Annotated in this window: 19 protein-coding genes, 1 tRNA gene and 2 pseudogenes; 10 read left to right on the forward strand and 12 right to left on the reverse strand. The window is 57.8% G+C overall.

Features of this window, described 5'->3' with window-relative positions; all coding sequences use genetic code 11:
• Positions 1–10 precede the first annotated feature (10 nt).
• The 6 genes from B9N88_RS00295 to B9N88_RS00320 all read left to right on the forward strand — a co-directional run bounded on the left by B9N88_RS00295 (position 11) and on the right by B9N88_RS00320 (position 6,508).
• The gene (locus B9N88_RS00295) at positions 11–496 is read left to right on the forward strand and encodes an arsenate reductase ArsC (RefSeq protein ID WP_027606609.1); all 486 of its coding nucleotides are present in this window, start codon (positions 11–13) and stop codon (positions 494–496) included.
• An 84-nt stretch (positions 497–580) separates the two neighbouring features.
• Positions 581–1,192 carry a LysE family transporter gene (locus B9N88_RS00300; protein ID WP_027606610.1) on the forward strand — a complete coding sequence of 204 codons (612 nt, stop codon included), beginning with the start codon at positions 581–583 and terminating at the stop codon, positions 1,190–1,192.
• Between the two features lie 725 nt (positions 1,193–1,917).
• On the forward strand, positions 1,918–4,632 hold the full coding sequence (mgtA, locus tag B9N88_RS00305; protein ID WP_027606611.1) for a magnesium-translocating P-type ATPase: 2,715 nt from the start codon (positions 1,918–1,920) through the stop codon (positions 4,630–4,632).
• 65 nt (positions 4,633–4,697) lie between these two features.
• Entirely contained in the window at positions 4,698–5,045 is a 348-nt protein-coding gene (locus B9N88_RS00310; protein WP_027606612.1) for a DUF2493 domain-containing protein, read from the forward strand.
• 19 nt (positions 5,046–5,064) lie between these two features.
• Positions 5,065–5,886: a hypothetical protein gene (locus B9N88_RS00315; RefSeq protein ID WP_027606613.1), complete on the forward strand. Its 822-nt coding sequence runs from the start codon at positions 5,065–5,067 to the stop codon at positions 5,884–5,886.
• Between the two features lie 94 nt (positions 5,887–5,980).
• Entirely contained in the window at positions 5,981–6,508 is a 528-nt protein-coding gene (locus tag B9N88_RS00320; RefSeq protein WP_027606614.1) for a DinB family protein, read from the forward strand.
• A gap of 2 nt (positions 6,509–6,510) precedes the next feature.
• On the opposite strand, the gene B9N88_RS00325 is transcribed toward B9N88_RS00320, so the two are convergent.
• The gene (locus B9N88_RS00325; protein WP_027606615.1) at positions 6,511–6,969 is read right to left on the reverse strand and encodes a GFA family protein; all 459 of its coding nucleotides are present in this window, start codon (positions 6,967–6,969) and stop codon (positions 6,511–6,513) included.
• Positions 6,970–7,165: 196 nt separating this feature from the next.
• Between B9N88_RS00325 and B9N88_RS00330 the strand changes: the two genes are divergently transcribed.
• A complete protein-coding gene (locus B9N88_RS00330) occupies positions 7,166–7,447 on the forward strand; it encodes a hypothetical protein (RefSeq protein ID WP_027606616.1) in 282 nt (93 codons plus the stop codon).
• Positions 7,448–7,492: 45 nt separating this feature from the next.
• Here B9N88_RS00330 and B9N88_RS00335 read toward each other — a convergent pair whose 3' ends face one another.
• Together B9N88_RS00335 and B9N88_RS00340 are read right to left on the reverse strand one after the other, a co-directional pair.
• Complete coding sequence (locus B9N88_RS00335) at positions 7,493–7,684, reverse strand: hypothetical protein (protein WP_027606617.1); 192 nt, start codon at positions 7,682–7,684, stop codon at positions 7,493–7,495.
• Positions 7,685–7,778: 94 nt separating this feature from the next.
• Positions 7,779–8,216, reverse strand: a complete 438-nt coding sequence (locus tag B9N88_RS00340) for a hypothetical protein (protein ID WP_223841591.1) — start codon at positions 8,214–8,216, stop codon at positions 7,779–7,781.
• Between the two features lie 251 nt (positions 8,217–8,467).
• Between B9N88_RS00340 and B9N88_RS00345 the strand changes: the two genes are divergently transcribed.
• The 3 genes and pseudogenes from B9N88_RS00345 to B9N88_RS00350 all read left to right on the forward strand — a co-directional run bounded on the left by B9N88_RS00345 (position 8,468) and on the right by B9N88_RS00350 (position 10,050).
• Positions 8,468–8,554, forward strand: a tRNA-Leu gene (locus B9N88_RS00345).
• 523 nt (positions 8,555–9,077) lie between these two features.
• Positions 9,078–9,200: pseudogene (locus B9N88_RS32770) on the forward strand (transketolase family protein); the annotation flags it as partial.
• Positions 9,201–9,414: 214 nt separating this feature from the next.
• Positions 9,415–10,050: a LysE family translocator gene (locus tag B9N88_RS00350; RefSeq protein WP_027606619.1), complete on the forward strand. Its 636-nt coding sequence runs from the start codon at positions 9,415–9,417 to the stop codon at positions 10,048–10,050.
• Between the two features lie 28 nt (positions 10,051–10,078).
• Here the strand turns inward: B9N88_RS00350 and B9N88_RS33080 are convergent, their stop codons facing one another.
• From B9N88_RS33080 to B9N88_RS00390, 9 genes and pseudogenes are all read right to left on the reverse strand, one after another.
• On the reverse strand, positions 10,079–10,843 hold the full coding sequence (locus tag B9N88_RS33080; protein WP_371263382.1) for a methyl-accepting chemotaxis protein: 765 nt from the start codon (positions 10,841–10,843) through the stop codon (positions 10,079–10,081).
• A gap of 141 nt (positions 10,844–10,984) precedes the next feature.
• Positions 10,985–11,824: pseudogene (locus B9N88_RS33085) on the reverse strand (cache domain-containing protein); the annotation flags it as partial.
• Positions 11,825–12,002: 178 nt separating this feature from the next.
• Complete coding sequence (locus tag B9N88_RS00360) at positions 12,003–12,506, reverse strand: Lrp/AsnC family transcriptional regulator (protein ID WP_051429374.1); 504 nt, start codon at positions 12,504–12,506, stop codon at positions 12,003–12,005.
• A gap of 12 nt (positions 12,507–12,518) precedes the next feature.
• On the reverse strand, positions 12,519–13,280 hold the full coding sequence (locus B9N88_RS00365) for an ABC transporter ATP-binding protein (RefSeq protein WP_027606621.1): 762 nt from the start codon (positions 13,278–13,280) through the stop codon (positions 12,519–12,521).
• A 52-nt stretch (positions 13,281–13,332) separates the two neighbouring features.
• The gene (locus B9N88_RS00370) at positions 13,333–14,043 is read right to left on the reverse strand and encodes an ABC transporter permease (RefSeq protein WP_027606622.1); all 711 of its coding nucleotides are present in this window, start codon (positions 14,041–14,043) and stop codon (positions 13,333–13,335) included.
• On the reverse strand, positions 14,040–14,768 hold the full coding sequence (locus tag B9N88_RS00375; protein ID WP_027606623.1) for an ABC transporter permease: 729 nt from the start codon (positions 14,766–14,768) through the stop codon (positions 14,040–14,042). The genes B9N88_RS00370 and B9N88_RS00375 overlap by 4 nt, the downstream gene beginning before the upstream one ends.
• A gap of 52 nt (positions 14,769–14,820) precedes the next feature.
• The gene (locus tag B9N88_RS00380) at positions 14,821–15,603 is read right to left on the reverse strand and encodes a transporter substrate-binding domain-containing protein (protein ID WP_027606624.1); all 783 of its coding nucleotides are present in this window, start codon (positions 15,601–15,603) and stop codon (positions 14,821–14,823) included.
• Between the two features lie 173 nt (positions 15,604–15,776).
• Entirely contained in the window at positions 15,777–16,094 is a 318-nt protein-coding gene (locus B9N88_RS00385; protein WP_027606625.1) for a DMT family transporter, read from the reverse strand.
• 142 nt (positions 16,095–16,236) lie between these two features.
• Positions 16,237–17,439, reverse strand: coding sequence for a trans-sulfuration enzyme family protein (locus tag B9N88_RS00390; protein ID WP_027606626.1), 1,203 nt, complete (start codon positions 17,437–17,439; stop codon positions 16,237–16,239).
• Between the last annotated feature and the right edge of the window lie 48 nt (positions 17,440–17,487).

A 17,487-nucleotide genomic window follows, 5' to 3' on the forward strand; every position in this document is an offset into this window, starting at 1 on the left:
AGAAACCGCAATGAAAGTCCTGTTCATGTGCACCGCCAACAGCTGTCGCAGCATCTTGTCCGAAGCGATGTTCAACCACCTCGCCCCCCAGGGTTTTGCCGCGGTCAGCTCCGGCAGTTTCCCCAAGGGCCAGGTCCTGCCGCGCAGCCTGAGCACGTTGCAGGCAGCGGGCATCAGCACCTTAGGCTTGTACAGCAAGGGCAATGACGCGTTTGAAGGCAGCCCGCCGGATGTGGTCATTACCGTCTGCGACAAGGCGGCGGGGGAAGCCTGCCCGGTGTATTTCGGGCCGGCGGTGAAGGCGCATTGGGGCTTGGCAGATCCCTCGGAGGTTCAAGGTGACCAGGCCAGCATCCAGGCGGCATTCGATGCCACGCTGGAGACCATCGCCAGCCGTTGCCGGGCGTTTTTCGCCCTGCCCTTTGCCCGCCTCAGCCCTGGCGAGCTGAAGGTCGAACTCGAGCGCATAGCGCTGCTGGACATGAACACACCCTGACGGCTGGATGGATCCGCTGCGGCGATATGGATTCCCAGCCCTCTGCCAGCGTATGCTCTCGCACTTTCCTGAAAGGACGCGGGCATGCTGACGATCTTTTTTTACGCACTGGTATTCGGCTTTGTGTTTTGCCTCTCCCCCGGCGCGGTGCTGGCGGAGACCTTGCGCCGTGGCTTGCTCCACGGTTTCACACCCGCCTTGCTGGTGCAGTTTGGCTCGCTGGTAGGCGATGCCGTGTGGGCAGTGATCGGCCTCACCGGCATCGCACTGCTGATCCAGCATGACGCCGTGCGCGTGCCGCTGACGATCATCTGCGCGCTGTACCTGGCGTGGCTGGGCGTACGCAGCCTGATCGACGCCTGGCACTTGCCCGAAGCCGATGATGCGCCGGCCAGTACTCGGCAAAACGCGCTGGCCGTGGGTGCGGCGATTTCCCTGGCCAACCCGAAAAACATCGTCTACTGGGGGGCACTGGGCAGCGCGCTGTCAGGCATCGTCGGCGCTACGCCCAGCCATGGGCAGACGCTGATGTTTTTCGCCGGCTTCATGTTGGCTTCGGTGCTGTCATGTTTTCTGATCGCCGCACTGGTGAACCTGCTGCGCAAGAATGCATCGCCCATGTGGCAACGCATCAGTTATGGCGCCTGCGGGTTGGTATTGATCTATCTGGCCGTTCTCGCCGCACAGGGCGTATGAAGTTATATATCGGGTAACTTTCGAGTGTCTCTTGTCTGAATGAACTCTGAACACCGGGCTATTTAATTAATCATACGTTGACATTTTGTAACTGCCTGAGTAGATTGCCCCTGCCCGCAACTGGGGCCTTTTTTAACCCTCACAAAAGAAGCCAATGGACACAGTATCCAGTCGCTGTCCGAGCACCGCCCTGGCGGGCATCGGGCGCCCAATCCAGAACATGACAGGACTCGCCTCCCCGGTCCGGTAAGCTGCGCTGGAGCTTGATGCTCCGCCGTAACTGCCTCGCCGGTCGCCCGTCCGGTCCCGAGGTGTGTTATGACCTTCCCAACCCTTGCTTTGCCCGATGTACCCACACTGGCCGCAGCCTTGCGAACCAAGCGTTGCCATGCCCGCGTGGTTTTTCTGCCACGACGCACGCCCGGCGTTGCCCCCTCCCCCAAAGACCCGCAGAGACCGCCGCTTTTCAGCCTGGGATAGTGCAGAGCGCCCGCGCCGTTCAATCCCGCTGAAACAATAACTTCCTGATCAAGTCCCTGGAGTTCTTTATGAAACTTTCCAGTTGTAGTTCGCTGCGCGCCTTATAACTAACGCGCCAGTAGAAGTTATCCAAGCACCTTATTTAAACCGATCGCGAAGTCAGCGACTCGGCATGCTTTCGCTCGCCTGTATTCAGGCAAGTACCGGGTATGTTTTGTCGAGAATTGGCGACAGGAGCACAGACAATGAGCGCCGTAAAAAACACGCCACTGCAAAAGAAAACCGGCACCGCCAGCGACACCAAACTGTCGATGCGTGCCGCCCGCGAAGCCCACAACGGCCTGTCGGCCACCCTGGCCAACGTACGCGCCACCCAGGATGGCCTGACCGAACTGGACGCCACTGCCCGCCTGCACCGGGAAGGCCACAACGAAGTGGCTCATGACAAGCCGCCTCACGCCATCGTGCAATTCCTGCAGGCCCTGAACAACCCGTTCATCTACGTGTTGCTGACCCTGGGCGGCATCAGCTTTTTCACCGACTGCTGGCTGCCGATGCAGGACGGCGAGGAAGCCGACCCCACCAAGGTCGTCATTATCATGACCATGGTCCTGCTCAGCAGCCTGCTGCGCTTCTGGCAGGAGCACCGTTCGGCCAAGTCCGCCGAAGCCTTGAAAGCCATGGTTCGCACCACTGCCACGGTGCTGCGCCGTGAGCAAGTGGGCAGCCAGCCCACCCTGCGCGAAGTGCCGATGCGCGAGTTGGTGGCCGGCGATATCGTGCAGTTGTCGGCTGGTGACATGATCCCTGCCGACATCCGCCTGATCGAGTCCCGCGACCTGTTTATCAGCCAGGCGGTGCTCACCGGCGAAGCCTTGCCGGTGGAGAAGTACGACACCCTCGGCGACGTCACGCAAAAATCCGCCGGGCCGGTAGCCGCCGACCAGGGCAACCTGCTGGACCTGCCGAACATCTGCTTCATGGGCACCAATGTGGTCAGCGGCCGCGCCAAAGCCGTGGTGGTGGCGACCGGGCCGCGCACCTACTTTGGCTCCCTGGCCAAGGCGATTGTCGGCTCCCGGGTACAGACCGCATTCGATCGCGGGGTGAACAGCGTCAGCTGGCTGCTGATCCGCTTCATGCTGGTGATGGTACCGATCGTGTTCTTCCTCAACGGCTTCTCCAAGGGCGACTGGGGCGATGCATTTTTGTTCGCCCTGGCGGTCGCCGTGGGCCTGACCCCGGAAATGCTGCCGATGATCGTCAGCGCCAACCTGGCCAAGGGCGCCACGGCGATGGCCAAGCGCAAAGTAGTGGTCAAGCGCCTCAACGCGATCCAGAACTTCGGCTCGATGGACGTGCTGTGCACTGACAAGACCGGCACCTTGACCCAGGACAAGATCATCCTCGAGCATCACGTCAACGCCTTCGGCCAGCGCGATGATGCGGTGCTGTCCCTGGCCTGGCTCAACAGCTACCACCAGAGCGGCATGAAAAACCTGATGGACCAGGCCGTGGTGCAGTTCTCGGAGCAGAACCCCAGGTTCCAGGTGCCGTTTGCCTACAGCAAGGTCGATGAATTGCCGTTCGACTTTGTACGCCGTCGCCTGTCCATCGTGGTCAAGGACGCTGCCCACGACCACCTGCTGGTGTGCAAAGGCGCCGTCGAGGAGATGCTGGACATTGCCACCCACGTGATGGAGGCCGGCAGTGCAGTGCCTCTGGATGAGCGCCGCCGCGAGGAATTGCTGGCGATCGCCAATGACTACAACGAAGACGGCTTCCGCGTGCTGGTGGTGGCCACGCGCAACATTCCCAAGGCCCTGGCCCGCCAGCAGTACACCACCGCCGATGAGCGCAACCTGGTGATCCAGGGCTTCCTGACCTTCCTCGATCCGCCCAAGGAAACCGCCGGCCCGGCGATTGCAGCCCTGCAGCAGATCGGCGTGGCGGTCAAAGTCCTTACCGGCGACAACGCCGTGGTCACCAGCAAGATCTGCCGCCAGGTCGGCCTCGAGCCAGGCCGGCCGCTGCTGGGGGTGGAGATCGAGCTTATGGACGACGCCACCCTGGCGCGCCATGTGGAAGAACGCACGGTATTTGCCAAGCTCACGCCGCTGCAGAAATCCCGAGTGCTCAAGGCCCTGCAAGCCAACGGCCACACCGTCGGCTTCCTCGGCGACGGCATCAACGATGCACCGGCATTGCGGGATGCCGACGTGGGTATCTCGGTGGACAGCGGCACGGACATCGCCAAGGAATCGGCCGACATCATCCTGCTCGAAAAGAGCCTGATGGTGCTGGAAGAAGGCGTGCTCAAAGGCCGCGAAACCTTCGGCAATATCATGAAGTACCTGAACATGACCGCCAGCTCCAACTTCGGCAACGTGTTTTCGGTGCTGGTGGCCAGTGCATTCATCCCGTTCCTGCCGATGCTGTCGATCCATCTGCTGCTGCAGAACCTGATGTACGACATCTCCCAGCTGGCCCTGCCGTGGGACAAGATGGACAAGGAGTACCTGGCCAAACCACGCAAGTGGGACGCCAGGAACATCGGCCGCTTCATGATCTGGATCGGGCCGACCTCGTCGATCTTCGACATCACCACCTTTGCCCTGATGTGGTACGTGTTCGCCGCCAACAGCGTGGAAATGCAGACCCTGTTCCAGTCCGGCTGGTTTATCGAGGGCCTGCTTTCGCAAACCCTGGTGGTGCATATGCTGCGCACCCGCAAGATTCCGTTCTTCCAGAGCACGGCCGCATGGCCGGTATTGATGATGACCGGAGTGGTGATTGCGCTGGGCATCTACGTACCGTTCTCGCCCCTGGGCGCCCTGGTAGGCCTGCAACCGCTGCCGCTGGCGTACTTCCCGTGGCTGGTCGGCACGCTGCTCAGCTATTGCTGCGTGGCCCAACTGATGAAAACCCTCTACATCCGCCGCTTCAAGCAGTGGTACTGAGTTCCCCCGCCGTTTAAACGGTGGCGGTCGCCCGGCCGCCACCGTGCATTACAAGGAATAGGATCATGCGCGTCTTGATCTGTGCCGGTCGTCATTACGCCGACTGCAAAAAGTCCCGCCAAGTGCTGGACGCTTACCACCGCCTGCGCCCGGTGCAGGTGCTGATTCACGGCGGCAACCAGTTCCTCGGCAGCGCCATCGAGGACTGGGCGCGGGAACTCGGCATCGACGTGGTGCGCTACCCGCCCAACTGGCAACGCCACGGCAAGCAGGCGGAGCGCCAGCGCAACCATTTCATGCTGACCGACAGCCGCGCGGATGTGGTCATCGCGCTGCCAGGTGGTGACGACACGTCGGAGCTGGTCTGCCAGGCCAGGGCCAGCGGCATTTCGGTGCTGAGCGTAGAGAACTGATATTCAAGCGAGGTGCATCATGCACAACAAACACACCCCGAAGCGCCCGGACGGGTTTGCCAAATACCGTGCGCGGCACTATCGCGGCGCGCGCCAGACCCTGCTGCTGTTGCCGCCGGCAAAACAGCGAGCGCTGCGGCGCAACCTGCTTTTTATCGGTATCACCCTGGGTTCGATCCTGTTAATCGCCCTGGTGTCCAAGGCCCATGCCGCCGGTGGCGCCTATGTGGTCGATGACGGCGCAATCAACGCACCGGGTGTCTGCAATCTCGACGCCTGGTACAGCGCCGACCGGCACGCCGGCAACACGTACACGGCAACGCTGTCTCCCGCGTGCACATTCAGCGCACTGCCTTCGGTGCAGTGGGGCGCGGCGCTGTCACGGGCCGACAGCGCAGGCCGGGGCGAGACCCAGGTGAGTCCGCAACTCAAGGCGCAGGTGCTGTCACGGCAAGACCTGGGGCTGGAAATGGCGATCTCCGCCGGGGCGCATCTTGCCCTTGATCGACGACACGGGTTCGACGGCGCCGACTTCACCCTCCCCTTGACCTGGCAACCGCTGGCACCCCTGCGCTTGAACCTGAATACCGGCTGGGCCCATGCCTACAACGACGGCGAGCCAACCCAGCGCCTGACCTGGGGCACCGGCGTCGAGTATCAACTGATGGATGTCCTTACGCTGATCGCTGAACGTTACGGCCAGGAAGGCGGTGACCAGGCCTGGCAAGCAGGGCCGCGCCTGCACCTCGGGGAATTTGTCGACGTCGACCTGGTGCTCGGGCGCGACCTGGGCGGTGAACGCAATCAATGGCTGACCACCGGTGCGACGCTCAGGTTTTAGGCCTGGCCTGCTGCTCCCGGTGCAGTTGCCGTGGCGGGTCGTCCAGGTAATTGCCTTATGATGGCGGCACCATTGCCAACGAGGGGTAAAGCACGTGGACCGTATCGAACAAATGACGCTGCTGGCGACCTACAACCAGTGGATGAACCACAAGGTCTATGACGCGGCTGCCAGGCTTACGGACGATGAGTTGCGCGTGGACCGCCAAGCGTTTTTCGGTTCGGTCTTCGGCACGCTCAACCATCTCACGTTGGGCGACACCGTCTGGCTCAAACGCTTTGCCCTGCACCCCGCCGGCTACGCGGCGCTGGCGCCGCTGAACAGCTTCGCCGCGCCGTCGGACCTCAAGCAACTGGCGTTCACCGACTTGGATGAACTCGCCGCCCGGCGGCGTTGGCTGGACCAATTGATCATCGATTGGGTACACACCCTGCGCGAACCCGACCTCGACCATCGCCTGCACTACCACAACATGCGCGGCGCGGCGGCCAGCAAGCCGTTCGGCGCCCTGCTGGTGCATTTTTTCAATCACCAGACCCACCATCGAGGCCAGGCCACCACGCTGCTGACCCAGGCCGGGCAGGACGTGGGCGATACGGACCTGCTCGCCTTGATTGACTGAACTCAGCGAGCGCTGAATTCGGCATAGGCCTGCAGCAACCGTGCAAAGTCCTCGGGTTGCGGCAACCGCTCGAAGCTTTCGACTGCCGGCGTGGTAGCCCAGGCCAGTTTTTCGCGGGTCCAGGTTTCCATAAAGGGCACGTACTCCGCGGCATTATCCAACAACGTCGCACGCACGTTGACGAACTCATCGATGCCATGGGGGCGGGTAAACAGCCAGCTCATGCAGTGCGGGCAGCAATAGTGACGATCGACCCCGTGCAGGCCGCCGACCACCGGGCAGCCCTGGGTCACCGTGAACGCGCTGGCGGGAATCAGTGCACTGAGGGAGAACGCACTGGCGGTCATCTTCTGGCAGCAGGTGCAGTGGCACGCCATGGTAATCACCGGCGCCTGGCTCACGCTGAAGCGCACCCGGTTACAACGGCAACTGCCTTCCAGGGGCAGGGTTTCGACGCTCATCACACACTCCTTTTCATGATCAGTGGCGTGGCAGGGTAGCGCCGAGGCGGGGGTGTTGAACAGGTCCGGGGGCAAAACCGAACGCTGCTGCGCCCATGGGGTCGTAACCTCAGGTGCCGGGACTTTTCAGCCCCGCCCTCCCCGCGTGCATTGTGGGTTTACCGATGTGCGTACCCAATAAGAAGGAGACGCTTACATGGTCATTCACTTCAAGGTTGCCGGGCATTTGGCCTGCGGCCATCACGGCAATAGCCTGCCCTCCAGCACCGAGCTGAATCGGGTCAAGTGCCGCACCTGCCGCAACACCGATGCCTACAAGGAAGCGCGCCGCAACCAGCGCAACGCCGCACGCCGTGCTTCGCGCCAGGCCAAGACCCACACCAGCACCGACTGGCGCAGTGCCTGGACGCAGCGCCTGACCGACCTGCCAGGGCGGCAACGCCTGCCCCGCGGCTTCGGCGCACAGCCTTTCGTATAAGCCAGAAACGCAGAAGCCCCGGACAAACCGGGGCTTCGTTTTCAATCAATCATCATTGGACACCGGCCTGTTGCGTGCCTGGTAACCCGGCAACGTGGCGGCATACGCCAGTGCCTGTTCACGGGAATTGAAGGACGCCAGCCGATCCTGGGGCGTACACACCCGCCATGGCCCGAAATTGACCTGCACGATGTCGTACCCATTCAGGTGCAGCTTCTTCAGCAGTGGAGCGCTCATAGTCACCTCGCTTTCCTGAGATTTCCCAGCGTTGCACGCCCTACCTTACACCCGCATCCAGGCTCATGACTGACCGCATGTCGCGGCGGCCAGGCTACTTGACCTTGCTGCTCAAAGTATCCAGGCTGCGCTTGAGATCATCCAGGCTGCGCTTCAAACCGTCGATGTCGTTTTTCTGCCGTTCGATCGTGCTGTTCTGATCCTCGACTGTGCGCTTGAGGCTCGCCAACTGGCTGTCACTGGAACTGGCGCTCGAACCGTCCCTGCGCTTGAACTCATCGAACGCGCGGTCCTGCCCCTCCAGCTTGCCTTTCAGGCCTTGTACCTCACTCTCGGTACGTTTCTGCGCAGCCTGCAGCTGTTCAATATCCCCCACCGAAATGCTCGACGCCTTCAACACATACTGGTTGCCCGCCTCCAGCGAAGCCCCCGTCAACCGGTCACCGCCTGACGCGCTGAAATCCCCCCACTTCACCGCACTCCCAGCCTGTGCCGTACCGGCCAACAATCCCACGACACCTGCAATAACCATCCAATAGCGCCTGCGGACACTGAGCATCAACTGATTCCTTTCCAGACGGCCGGGATGGCATATCGCTATGACTGTCATTTATGCCGCTTGTTCCCGTGCAGTAGGAATCCTCTGGTTCGCCTGTTAAAGCCGATGTAGATCACTGATCTGCCAAGCTTTTTCATACGCCGTCCATGCAAGAAAGCGGCAGCCCGACCTTGCGTCGAAGCGCCTGGATCTATATATTCCCAACCCTGCAACAACGCGCTACCGCCCGAATGGCGAAACTGGTAGACGCATGGGACTTAAAATCCCCCGCTCGTAAGGGCGTCCCGGTTCGATTCCGGGTTCGGGCACCATCTCTAGTTCCACTGACAGCCAGTAAAGTCCATGGAACCCTTTAAAACCCGCCACTTGGCGGGTTTTTTCGTTTATGGCGTTCCGTTGGTTTCCAAGTGATTCCGGCATTTTTAAGGGGAAGATCTGGGGTACAGGTCAGTTCGATAATAGGTAGTACCCTTATGTCGCACACTACAACTCTTCTACCTGACGCAGCTTTTCGAACAGCCAAACCGCGAGACCGCGCTTATAACCTTTTTGATGGAGAAGGTCTCTCTCTTAGTGCAAGCCAACGGTGGAAAAGCTTGCAAGGTATCTAAAGAATCCGGGACGATTCCGTTTGCCAGATACGGGTTGCTCAACAGCATACGAAGGCGCACTGAATACCAGCCACTGCCATCCTGGAGTCCGTCGGAGATCGCCATCCGCGATCGCTCGCACATTCGGTGCGAATGGGGCCAAAAAAGCTTTATCGACCTGAAAACACCGCCCTAGAGCCCTGTCAAAATGTTCTTCGGCGACCCTGAGAGCCTTTAACGCCAGGTTACGCCGACGTTCAGACAAATAGTGTTGCAGGGCACGTTTCTCGATGTTGGTGCGCTTCCGACGTTACACGATCGCTACGGTATTTCTACCCATGCTGTGCGCGTGCAGATCAAGGGTTGATCATAGGATTTAAAACTGCAGGGGCTGAATCATCCCCCTTGAACACCGACAGTCTGTTTTGGGGTAAGCGTTATGCCTGAAAAGGCTGTTCCGAACAAAAAATTTCCGAGAAGAACTAGAGGAGAACGGGTCAGATTTGGGCAACTGATGGAATGACGTGCACGTTGGAACCACTTAAGCTGCTGGCTGCCATGCATTCTTCCAGAGGCTAACAATGTCATTTGATCTGCACCACTTACTGCTGGTATTCACAGCCTACATTGTGGGAGCTGCCAGCCCTGGCCCCAGCAACATGCGAATCATGGGCGTTGCCATGCACCAAGGCAGAAAACCTGCGCTGATGCTTGCAGCCGGAGTCATCAGTGGTTCTTTTTTTTGGGGATCAATGGCCGCCACAGGCGTCTCGGCCATTCTGCTTCAATTCGCAGAGGCACTCTTCGTACTCAAGATCGTCGGCGGAGCATACTTGTTGTTCCTAGCCCTGAAAGCGGGACGTTCTGCCCTGACACCTGACGAGAAAATTGAGAAAGCGCTGGCCGCAGCACCGCCTATCTCGGGTTTTGGCCTCTATCGGCGGGGCTTGCTTATGCACCTGACCAACCCAAAGGCTTTACTGGGTTGGATCGCCACGATGACGCTCGGTCTGGGACCACAAGCGACACCTGAAACAGTTATGATCATCCTGGCTGGCTGTGCCGTGTTGAGCATTTCTATTTTCTGCGGTTATGCGATCGTTTTCTCTACGGCGCCGATGATTCGGGGTTATCGCAGGGCGCGTCGATGGATTGAAGGCACCCTTGCGTTGGTCTTTGGCGCCGCAGGTTTTAAGCTTCTACTCTCCCGCACCTGATTTAACGCTTCCCTCTGTGGGGGATGGCCTATGTTCGAAAGCCATCCACCAACTGCTGGAGTCGTGTGGCTTGTCGTTCAAGATCATCACAGGCAAGCAGTGTGGCGTGCAGGTTTGCCACCCCTTCCTGGTTGAGGGTTTTGATCTCGGTGATGTCCATGTTCAGTGAGTCGATAACTGAAGTTTGCTCTTCCGTTGCTGTCGCTACCGACTGGTTGATTCCGTCAATCTCGCCGATGCGCTGACTGACACTGCCCAGCCGCTCACCGGCCTGGTTGGCGATAATCACACCGTCCTTACTGTAGCGTTCGCTTTCGTTCATGGTGAGTACCGCCTCACGTGCGCCCATCTGAAGCTCTGCAATCATTGAATGGATCTCCTGGGCTGAGGTCTGAGTGCGGTAAGCCAGGCTGCGGACCTCGTCCGCTACAACAGCAAACCCACGCCCGGCTTCACCCGCCCGCGCGGCCTCGATCGCGGCATTAAGTGCCAGCAGGTTGGTCTGTTCGGAAATGCCTTTGATGACTTCAAGAATCCGCCCGATATTTTCCGTCTTACCATTCAGCGCTTCTATGTTGCTGCATGACGTGCGGATTTTCCCCGAGAGCGCACCCATGGCATTTATCGTTTGGGTCACTACCTCGCGGCCATCTTCAGCCTGGCACCGGGCATCCGACGCCTGGAGGGAAGCATCACCCGCGTTACGCGCGATTTCCTGGGCCGCCGCGCCGAGTTGGTTAATCGCGGCCGCAATACTGTTGGTGCGATTGGCCTGGTCGTCCGAGTTTGCCATGGAGGCACTGGAGGTCTGCGTTACGTGCCTGACCACTTCATTGACGTGCTCGGTGGCAGAAGACACCTCACGTATTGAGCGCTGGATTCGCTCCACAAAAAGGTTGAAGTCTGCGGCCAACTCTCCGAACTCATCTTTCGAGTGTGCACCCAAGCGGCGGGTAAGGTCGCCCTCTCCCTGGGCGATATCCCGCATGGTTGTACCCATCAATCTCAGGGGCCGCATCAGTACGCGAATAAGCAGCCCCAGCAGAAGCAGCGTGGTCGCCACGGCAACAATCATCGATAAAATGGCGGAAGTGCGAAAATCATCAAGTGCCGCATAAGCTTTGCTTTTGTCGATGCACAAACCGATATACCAGTTCACCGAAGGCAGTCCCTTGATCGGCGAGAACATCAAAACTTGAGGTTTTCCGTCCTGCTCCGTCTCGCTGATATGAGAGCTAAGGGATGGCGTGTTCAGCGGGTAAATATCGTTCAATTGCTTCATCACCCGTTCTTTTTCGGGATGAACCAGCACCCTGCCATCTGCGTTGACCAGAAAGGCATAGCCCATTCCACCCAGGTCGAGCGAGCGGACTATGGTCGACAGCGTCTCAAGTGTCAGGTCCCCGCCTACCACCCCAAGCGCCTGGCCATCGTGACTGACCGGCGTTGCAATGGTCATCATCAGTTGCCCTGTCGTCACATCCAGGTAAGGTTCGGTCAGCGTTGTCCCTCCGGCAGCCATTGCGTCGGTATACCAAGGCCGGGTGCGAGGATCGTAATCAGCAGGTAGATCGTCCTCTGGCCTGATGACGAAACTGCCGTCACGACTGCCTAGATAAGTGAAGGTGAACGTCGAGAGCAACGACTTCTGCTCCAGCAGCCGCGTGATGTGTTGCGACGCGGGATCATTGGCAACCGTCTGGGCGACATGATCAACCAGAAGTATTCGCCCGGAGAGCCAGGACTGAACACTTGCAGCAGTGATCTTGCTCATTTCCTCGAGGTGGTTTTCAAGGTTCGTTCGGATGGTTTGCGTTGAATCGAGTCGTTGTAAAGCGTAAAAAGCGAAAACGCTGCGACAACAACGAATGATGCCGCAAGCAATACCTTATGACTGAACTTCAGGTTCGCAATCATCATGGTTTATCCATAGGCTTGGGGTGTTGTAATTGTTATTCGATACCGAGGTGCGTTGATGACGGCTTGATGACGGCCAACTGTGGATAGGCCACCAGTTTCTCGATGTGCAGTTCAGTGCTCTCCAGCCAGGACTCAGTGACTGATCGGAAATGCTCCATATCCCGGCAGCGTATCCGCAGGCAGTAATCAAGCGCACCACTCACCAGGTGACACTCAATGACTTGCGGGCAAGCACTGACAAGCGCCTCAAACATCTTTTGCGTGCGGCATCCTCTGTCGTCTGCCAGTGTCACTAGAACCACCAGTGACAAACCGGGCGATAGCTTATGCTCGTCAATGAATGCCCCGTAGCCGCGGATGACGCCCAGCCTCTCCAGCTTGCGAACGCGTTGCTGACAAGGGCTCTCGCTCAAGTGCACCAGCGAGGCAAGTTTTTTATAGGTAATACGCCCGTTACGGCGCAGTACATCGACGATGGCCTCGTCGATGCGTCCCAAACACTCCGGGGGCCCGTGGATCTTCCTTCCGCTGGTCATAGCCAAGGTATTTCACTTCAGCCCGTTGGAGAGAAACTGCTGCAGGCGTTCACTTCTGGGATTATCCAGGATCTCAGGTCCGCCCTGCTCTTCAACCAGTCCCTGGTGAAGAAACAGCAGCTGGTTTGACACTTTGCGTGCAAACCCCATTTCATGGGTCACCATGATCATGGTGCGCCCCTCTTCAGCAAGGCCCTGGATGACTTTGAGCACCTCGCCCACCACCTCTGGGTCGAGCGCCGAGGTGGGTTCGTCGAACAGCATGACCTCGGGCTCCATGGCAAGGGCACGGGCAATCGCTACCCGCTGCTGTTGACCTCCGGAAAGAAACGCAGGGAACTGATCGGCAACACGGGCAGGCAAGCCGACTTTATCCAAGTACCGCCGGGCACGATCTTCTGCGTCTTTTTTGCTGACGCCTAGCACCCGCCGCGGGGCAATGGTGATGTTTTCCAACACGGTCATGTGTCCCCACAGGTTGAAATGCTGGAAGACCATGGCCAAGCGGGTACGCAGCCGTTGCAGCTCGCGGTCATCCGCCACACGTAATCCTGCATGATTTTTAACCATGCAGATCTGCTTGCCATCCAAACTCATGGCGCCGTCGTTGGGTGTTTCGAGGAAATTGATACAGCGCAGGAACGTGCTCTTCCCCGAGCCACTGGCGCCGATCAGGCTGATGACATCGCCCGTTTTGGCTTGCAGGGAAACACCCTTGAGTACTTCATGGGTACCGTAACTTTTGTGTAGCCCGTCAACCGTCAATTTGTACATGTTCGCAATCTTCCTCTAAGCAGTTCGGGAGCGGCCCTGTCAGACACAGGACTCAGTGAGTCGGCCCTAAGAAAGCCAACCAATGACGTTCGGCAATTCGGAACAAACCGACCAGCGCAAAGGTCACCGCCAGGTAAATCAGCGCCGCAATACCAAACGATTGAAAGGTCAAGAAGGTCGCAGAGTTAGCGTCACGGGCGACTTTGAGAATGTCCGGAACCGTGGCGGTGAATGCCACAGTGGTCGAGTGCAGCATCAGGATCACCTCGTTGCTGTAATACGGCAGCGACCGACGCAAGGCTGACGGCATAATCACAAACGCGTAGAGCTTCCATCCAGAGAGGCCATACGCTTTTGCAGCCTCGACCTCCCCATGGGCGATGTTGCGAATAGCCCCGGCAAATATCTCCGTGGTGTAGGCGCAGGTGTTCAGCGCGAAGGCAAGAATGGTGCAGTTCATCGCATCGCGAAAGAATGCATCCAACACAGGCTGAGCACGTATTGCGGCCAGGCTATAGATCCCGGTGTAGCAGATCAGCAGCTGGATATAGAGCGGTGTACCCCTGAACAGGTAGGTATAAAACTGCACCGGCCAGCGCACATAAAACCTGGACGACACGCGTGCGATGGACAGTGGGATAGACACGATAAATCCGATGAAAAGCGATGCACTGAGCAACCACAATGTCATGGCCAGACCAGTGATTTGCTGGCCATCGCTGTAGACGAATGACCTCCAGTACTCCTGCAGTAGTTCGATCATCGCACCGCCTCCCGTGAACCGGCGGCGTAGTATTTTTCCAGACAGCGCAGGATGAAATTGGAGGCGCTGGTGATGATCAGGTAGGTCAGTGCAGCCAGTACCAGGAAAAAGAACAATTGGTATGTGCTTTTTCCTGCGTCCTGGGCAGCCTTTACCAAATCAGCGAGGCCAATGATCGACACCAACGCGGTGGCTTTGAGAATCACCATCCAGTTGTTGCCAAGACCCGGTAAGGCAAACCGCATCATTTGCGGGAACACCACGAAGCGAAAACGCTGTGTGCGACTTAACCCGTAGGCGGTAGCAGCTTCAACCTGGCCACGGGGTACCGCCAGCATGGCGCCGCGGAAAGTTTCGGTGAAATAGGCGCCGTAGATAAACCCAAGGGTGATGATTCCTGCGACGAAGGGATTGATTTCGATGTACTCCCAGCCCAACGCCACCGTGATGACCGTCAGCCAGGTTTGCAGGCTATAGAAAATCAACAGCATCAGTACCAGATCGGGCACCCCACGAATCAGCGTGGTGTAGAGCTGCGCTGGCAGGCGCAGCAGCCTAAGACTGGACAGTTTGGCGCTGGCCCCAATCAGCCCGAGCAATACGCTGAGCGCCAGGGCGGATAGGGACAGCTTGACGGTCATCCAGGCGCCTTCGAGCAGCAGTGGGCCGAAGCCTTGCAAGCTGAATGCAGACAGCCCCAATGCGCCTAATAGTGTTTCGAACATGATCAACAACCTATAGCGAAAAACGCCCATCCAGCGGACGAGCGCCGGGTGGTTATTTACCGCTGTAAAGATTCAGATCGCCAAAGTGCTGCTTCTGGATCGAATCATAGGTGCCATCGTCGTGAAGGGCCTGGATCGCTTTATCCAGCAGGGCCTTGAGCTCTGCATTGCCCTTGGCGATGCCGATGGCTGTCTTGGAGGGAAGATAAGGGCTCTCTACCGATGGGCTCATTTCGTAATCAGTGCCCTGGGGTGAGTTGATAAAACCCAGTTGAGCTTGAAGCGCGTCCTGCAGGGATGCATCCAGCCGCCCCGCTACCAGGTCGTAATACACCTGGTCCTGGTTCTGATAGGACTGGATTTTTACCCCGGCTTTGTCCAGCACGGCCTTGGCGTAAGCTTCCTGGATACTGCCTTGAAAATAGCCAACCGTTTTGCCTTTGAGTGACACCACATCTGTGCTCAGGCCCGAACCTTTCTTGAACACATAGGACGTGAACCCGGAAAAAAGCTCGTTTGAAAAATCAATGGCTTTTTCACGAGTGGCCGTCACGGTCATGGATGACAGGATGCCGTCGAACTTGCCGGCCCTGAGGCCCGGAATCAGGCCATCAAAATCGCTTTCCACCCAGATGCATTTGACTGAAAGCCTGGCGCAAATCGCGTTGCCCAAGTCAATATCAAATCCCTTGAGGCTGCCATCGGCGGCCTTGGACTCAAACGGTGCGTAGTTGGCATCTACGCCGAAACGCAAGGTGGAGTATTCCTTGGCAGACACTGCACTTGTGCACAACGCCAAGCCCATTACTAAATACAGTTTCTTTAGCGAAATCATAATTACATCCCTAGATATTGTAGTTGGATTAAGGGCAGTAAACATCTGTCAGCATTAACCGTGACACTCATTATTATTTAGCGAGACCTGCGTCTCGACTTGAACGTTACCTGAGTACGACGACTTTACGAATATGGCAAATTGAACGTTATCACGAGCAAAATGCTCGCCTTTCAAGCAGACACCAGCTTCATCATTAACAACCCACTGACAATCAATACGGCCGCCACGATACGCAACAGCGTGGCGGGTTCACCCATGAAGAAAATACCCGCCGCAAAAGCGCCCACAGCGCCGATCCCCGTCCAGATGGTGTACGCCGTACCCAGCGGCAAGCTCTTCATCGAGAAGGATAAAAGCGCGAAACTGGCAATCACAGTGACAAATGTAATGACTGTGGGCACTAACCGCGTAAATCCTTCAGATTGTTTCATCGAAAAAGCCCACACAACTTCAAATAGTCCTGCAATGATCAAACTCACCCAAGCCATGAGCAACTCCCAAACAATAAAAAACGCAAAGACTGTCTGCGCCAGGCGCAATTAAAACGTCAACGTTATTAAAAAGACCCCCGCGACGACGGGGGTAAAGACGGGTTGACCAAACCCTAGTTCCGTGACGCTATCAACTAAATCACTTGAATGTTGCGTCCAGCGCGAACGCAATATCCTTGATCAAGTCATCTGGATCTTCCAATCCGACAGAAAAGCGCAAATGACCATACTCGCGGAACTCTTCAGGGTACTTGTCAAAGCCACCTCGACCCTCTGCCCCTACGTGCACGATCAGTGATTCGTCATGCCCTAATGAAACGGCCGACGTGATGATGCGCAGGTTCGAGACAAAGCGATTCTGGGTGTCAGGATCGCCCTCTACGGCAAACGCCATCACAGCACCATAGCCTTTGCCCGCAAATTGCCGACGCGCCAACTCATGCTGCGGGTGGGAAGGCAAACCGGGGTAGTAGACATAGGCAATCCGATCGTCGCCATCCAGAAACTGGGCCAACTTTTCGGCCGTGTTCAGCAATTGCTTCAAGCGCAGTGGCAACGTGACCGAACCGCGCATGATCATCCACGCGTTGAACGGCGAAATGGTCGCGCCGAGGTCAACCAATGCATCATTCTTGATCTTGTTGATCAACGGATTGGAGCCGATCACCACCCCGCCCATGGCATCACCATGGCCATTGATGTACTTGGTCAATGAGTGGATGACGAAGTCGACACCATGTTGACTTGCACGAAAAAATGGAGGCGGCGTGAATGTGGCATCCACAGAGATCAGCGCGCCATGGGCGTGTGCAATCTCAGCCAATGCGGCAATGTCCGCAACTTTCGTGGTGGGGTTGGCAATCGTTTCAGTGTGGATCAGCTTGGTATTGGGGCGAATGGCGTTACGTACCGATTCCAGGTCACCGACGTCTACGAAGGTTGCCTCAATGCCGTAACGTTCAGGCAGTAGTTCGGCGAAAAGCCGCCAGACTGCCTGGTAGGTGATGTCACTGACGATGACGTGATCACCACTTTTCAAGAATGAAAAAAATACCGAGTGCAAGGCGGCAACACCGGTCGCGAATACCACCGCGTCTTCACACCCTTCAAGGGCTGCGAGTTTCTTCTCAAGGCAAACCTGGTTGTGGCCTTGATTGCGTGTGTACACGAGCCCGTCCGGGCTCGACCAGTCCATGGTCGCCGGATCTTCCGGCAAGAGATAGGAGTTTGCCATGACCAATGGTGTACGGACGGCGCCACTGGTGACATCCGCGACATTGCCGCCATGAACAGCCAGCGTCGCTGCAGATAATGTCGAAAGATTGTGCTTGTCGGGGCGCATGTCGTTTCCTCTTTATTGTTGTGTGTTTCATTCTTGAGTTGAGTGAGT

Origin of the sequence: Pseudomonas sp. LAMO17WK12:I1, assembly GCF_900177315.1 — a bacterium.
Lineage (GTDB): Bacteria > Pseudomonadota > Gammaproteobacteria > Pseudomonadales > Pseudomonadaceae > Aquipseudomonas > Aquipseudomonas marginalis.

Excerpts from the sequence above, each read along its gene's own strand:
- B9N88_RS00350 (WP_027606619.1), top strand. The coding sequence starts at position 9,415 with ATGTCATTTGATCTGCACCACTTACTGCTGGTATTCACAGCCTACATT.
- mgtA (WP_027606611.1), top strand. The coding sequence starts at position 1,918 with ATGAGCGCCGTAAAAAACACGCCACTGCAAAAGAAAACCGGCACCGCC.
- B9N88_RS00315 (WP_027606613.1), top strand. The coding sequence starts at position 5,065 with ATGCACAACAAACACACCCCGAAGCGCCCGGACGGGTTTGCCAAATAC.
- B9N88_RS00390 (WP_027606626.1), bottom strand. The coding sequence starts at position 17,439 with ATGCGCCCCGACAAGCACAATCTTTCGACATTATCTGCAGCGACGCTG.
- B9N88_RS33080 (WP_371263382.1), bottom strand. The coding sequence starts at position 10,843 with ATGGCAAACTCGGACGACCAGGCCAATCGCACCAACAGTATTGCGGCC.
- B9N88_RS00325 (WP_027606615.1), bottom strand. The coding sequence starts at position 6,969 with ATGAGCGTCGAAACCCTGCCCCTGGAAGGCAGTTGCCGTTGTAACCGG.
- B9N88_RS00330 (WP_027606616.1), top strand. The coding sequence starts at position 7,166 with ATGGTCATTCACTTCAAGGTTGCCGGGCATTTGGCCTGCGGCCATCAC.
- B9N88_RS00310 (WP_027606612.1), top strand. The coding sequence starts at position 4,698 with ATGCGCGTCTTGATCTGTGCCGGTCGTCATTACGCCGACTGCAAAAAG.
- B9N88_RS00300 (WP_027606610.1), top strand. The coding sequence starts at position 581 with ATGCTGACGATCTTTTTTTACGCACTGGTATTCGGCTTTGTGTTTTGC.
- B9N88_RS00360 (WP_051429374.1), bottom strand. The coding sequence starts at position 12,506 with ATGACCAGCGGAAGGAAGATCCACGGGCCCCCGGAGTGTTTGGGACGC.
- B9N88_RS00335 (WP_027606617.1), bottom strand. The coding sequence starts at position 7,684 with ATGAGCGCTCCACTGCTGAAGAAGCTGCACCTGAATGGGTACGACATC.
- B9N88_RS00370 (WP_027606622.1), bottom strand. The coding sequence starts at position 14,043 with ATGATCGAACTACTGCAGGAGTACTGGAGGTCATTCGTCTACAGCGAT.
- B9N88_RS00380 (WP_027606624.1), bottom strand. The coding sequence starts at position 15,603 with ATGATTTCGCTAAAGAAACTGTATTTAGTAATGGGCTTGGCGTTGTGC.
- B9N88_RS00385 (WP_027606625.1), bottom strand. The coding sequence starts at position 16,094 with ATGGCTTGGGTGAGTTTGATCATTGCAGGACTATTTGAAGTTGTGTGG.
- B9N88_RS00365 (WP_027606621.1), bottom strand. The coding sequence starts at position 13,280 with ATGTACAAATTGACGGTTGACGGGCTACACAAAAGTTACGGTACCCAT.
- B9N88_RS00295 (WP_027606609.1), top strand. The coding sequence starts at position 11 with ATGAAAGTCCTGTTCATGTGCACCGCCAACAGCTGTCGCAGCATCTTG.
- B9N88_RS00375 (WP_027606623.1), bottom strand. The coding sequence starts at position 14,768 with ATGTTCGAAACACTATTAGGCGCATTGGGGCTGTCTGCATTCAGCTTG.
- B9N88_RS00340 (WP_223841591.1), bottom strand. The coding sequence starts at position 8,216 with ATGGTTATTGCAGGTGTCGTGGGATTGTTGGCCGGTACGGCACAGGCT.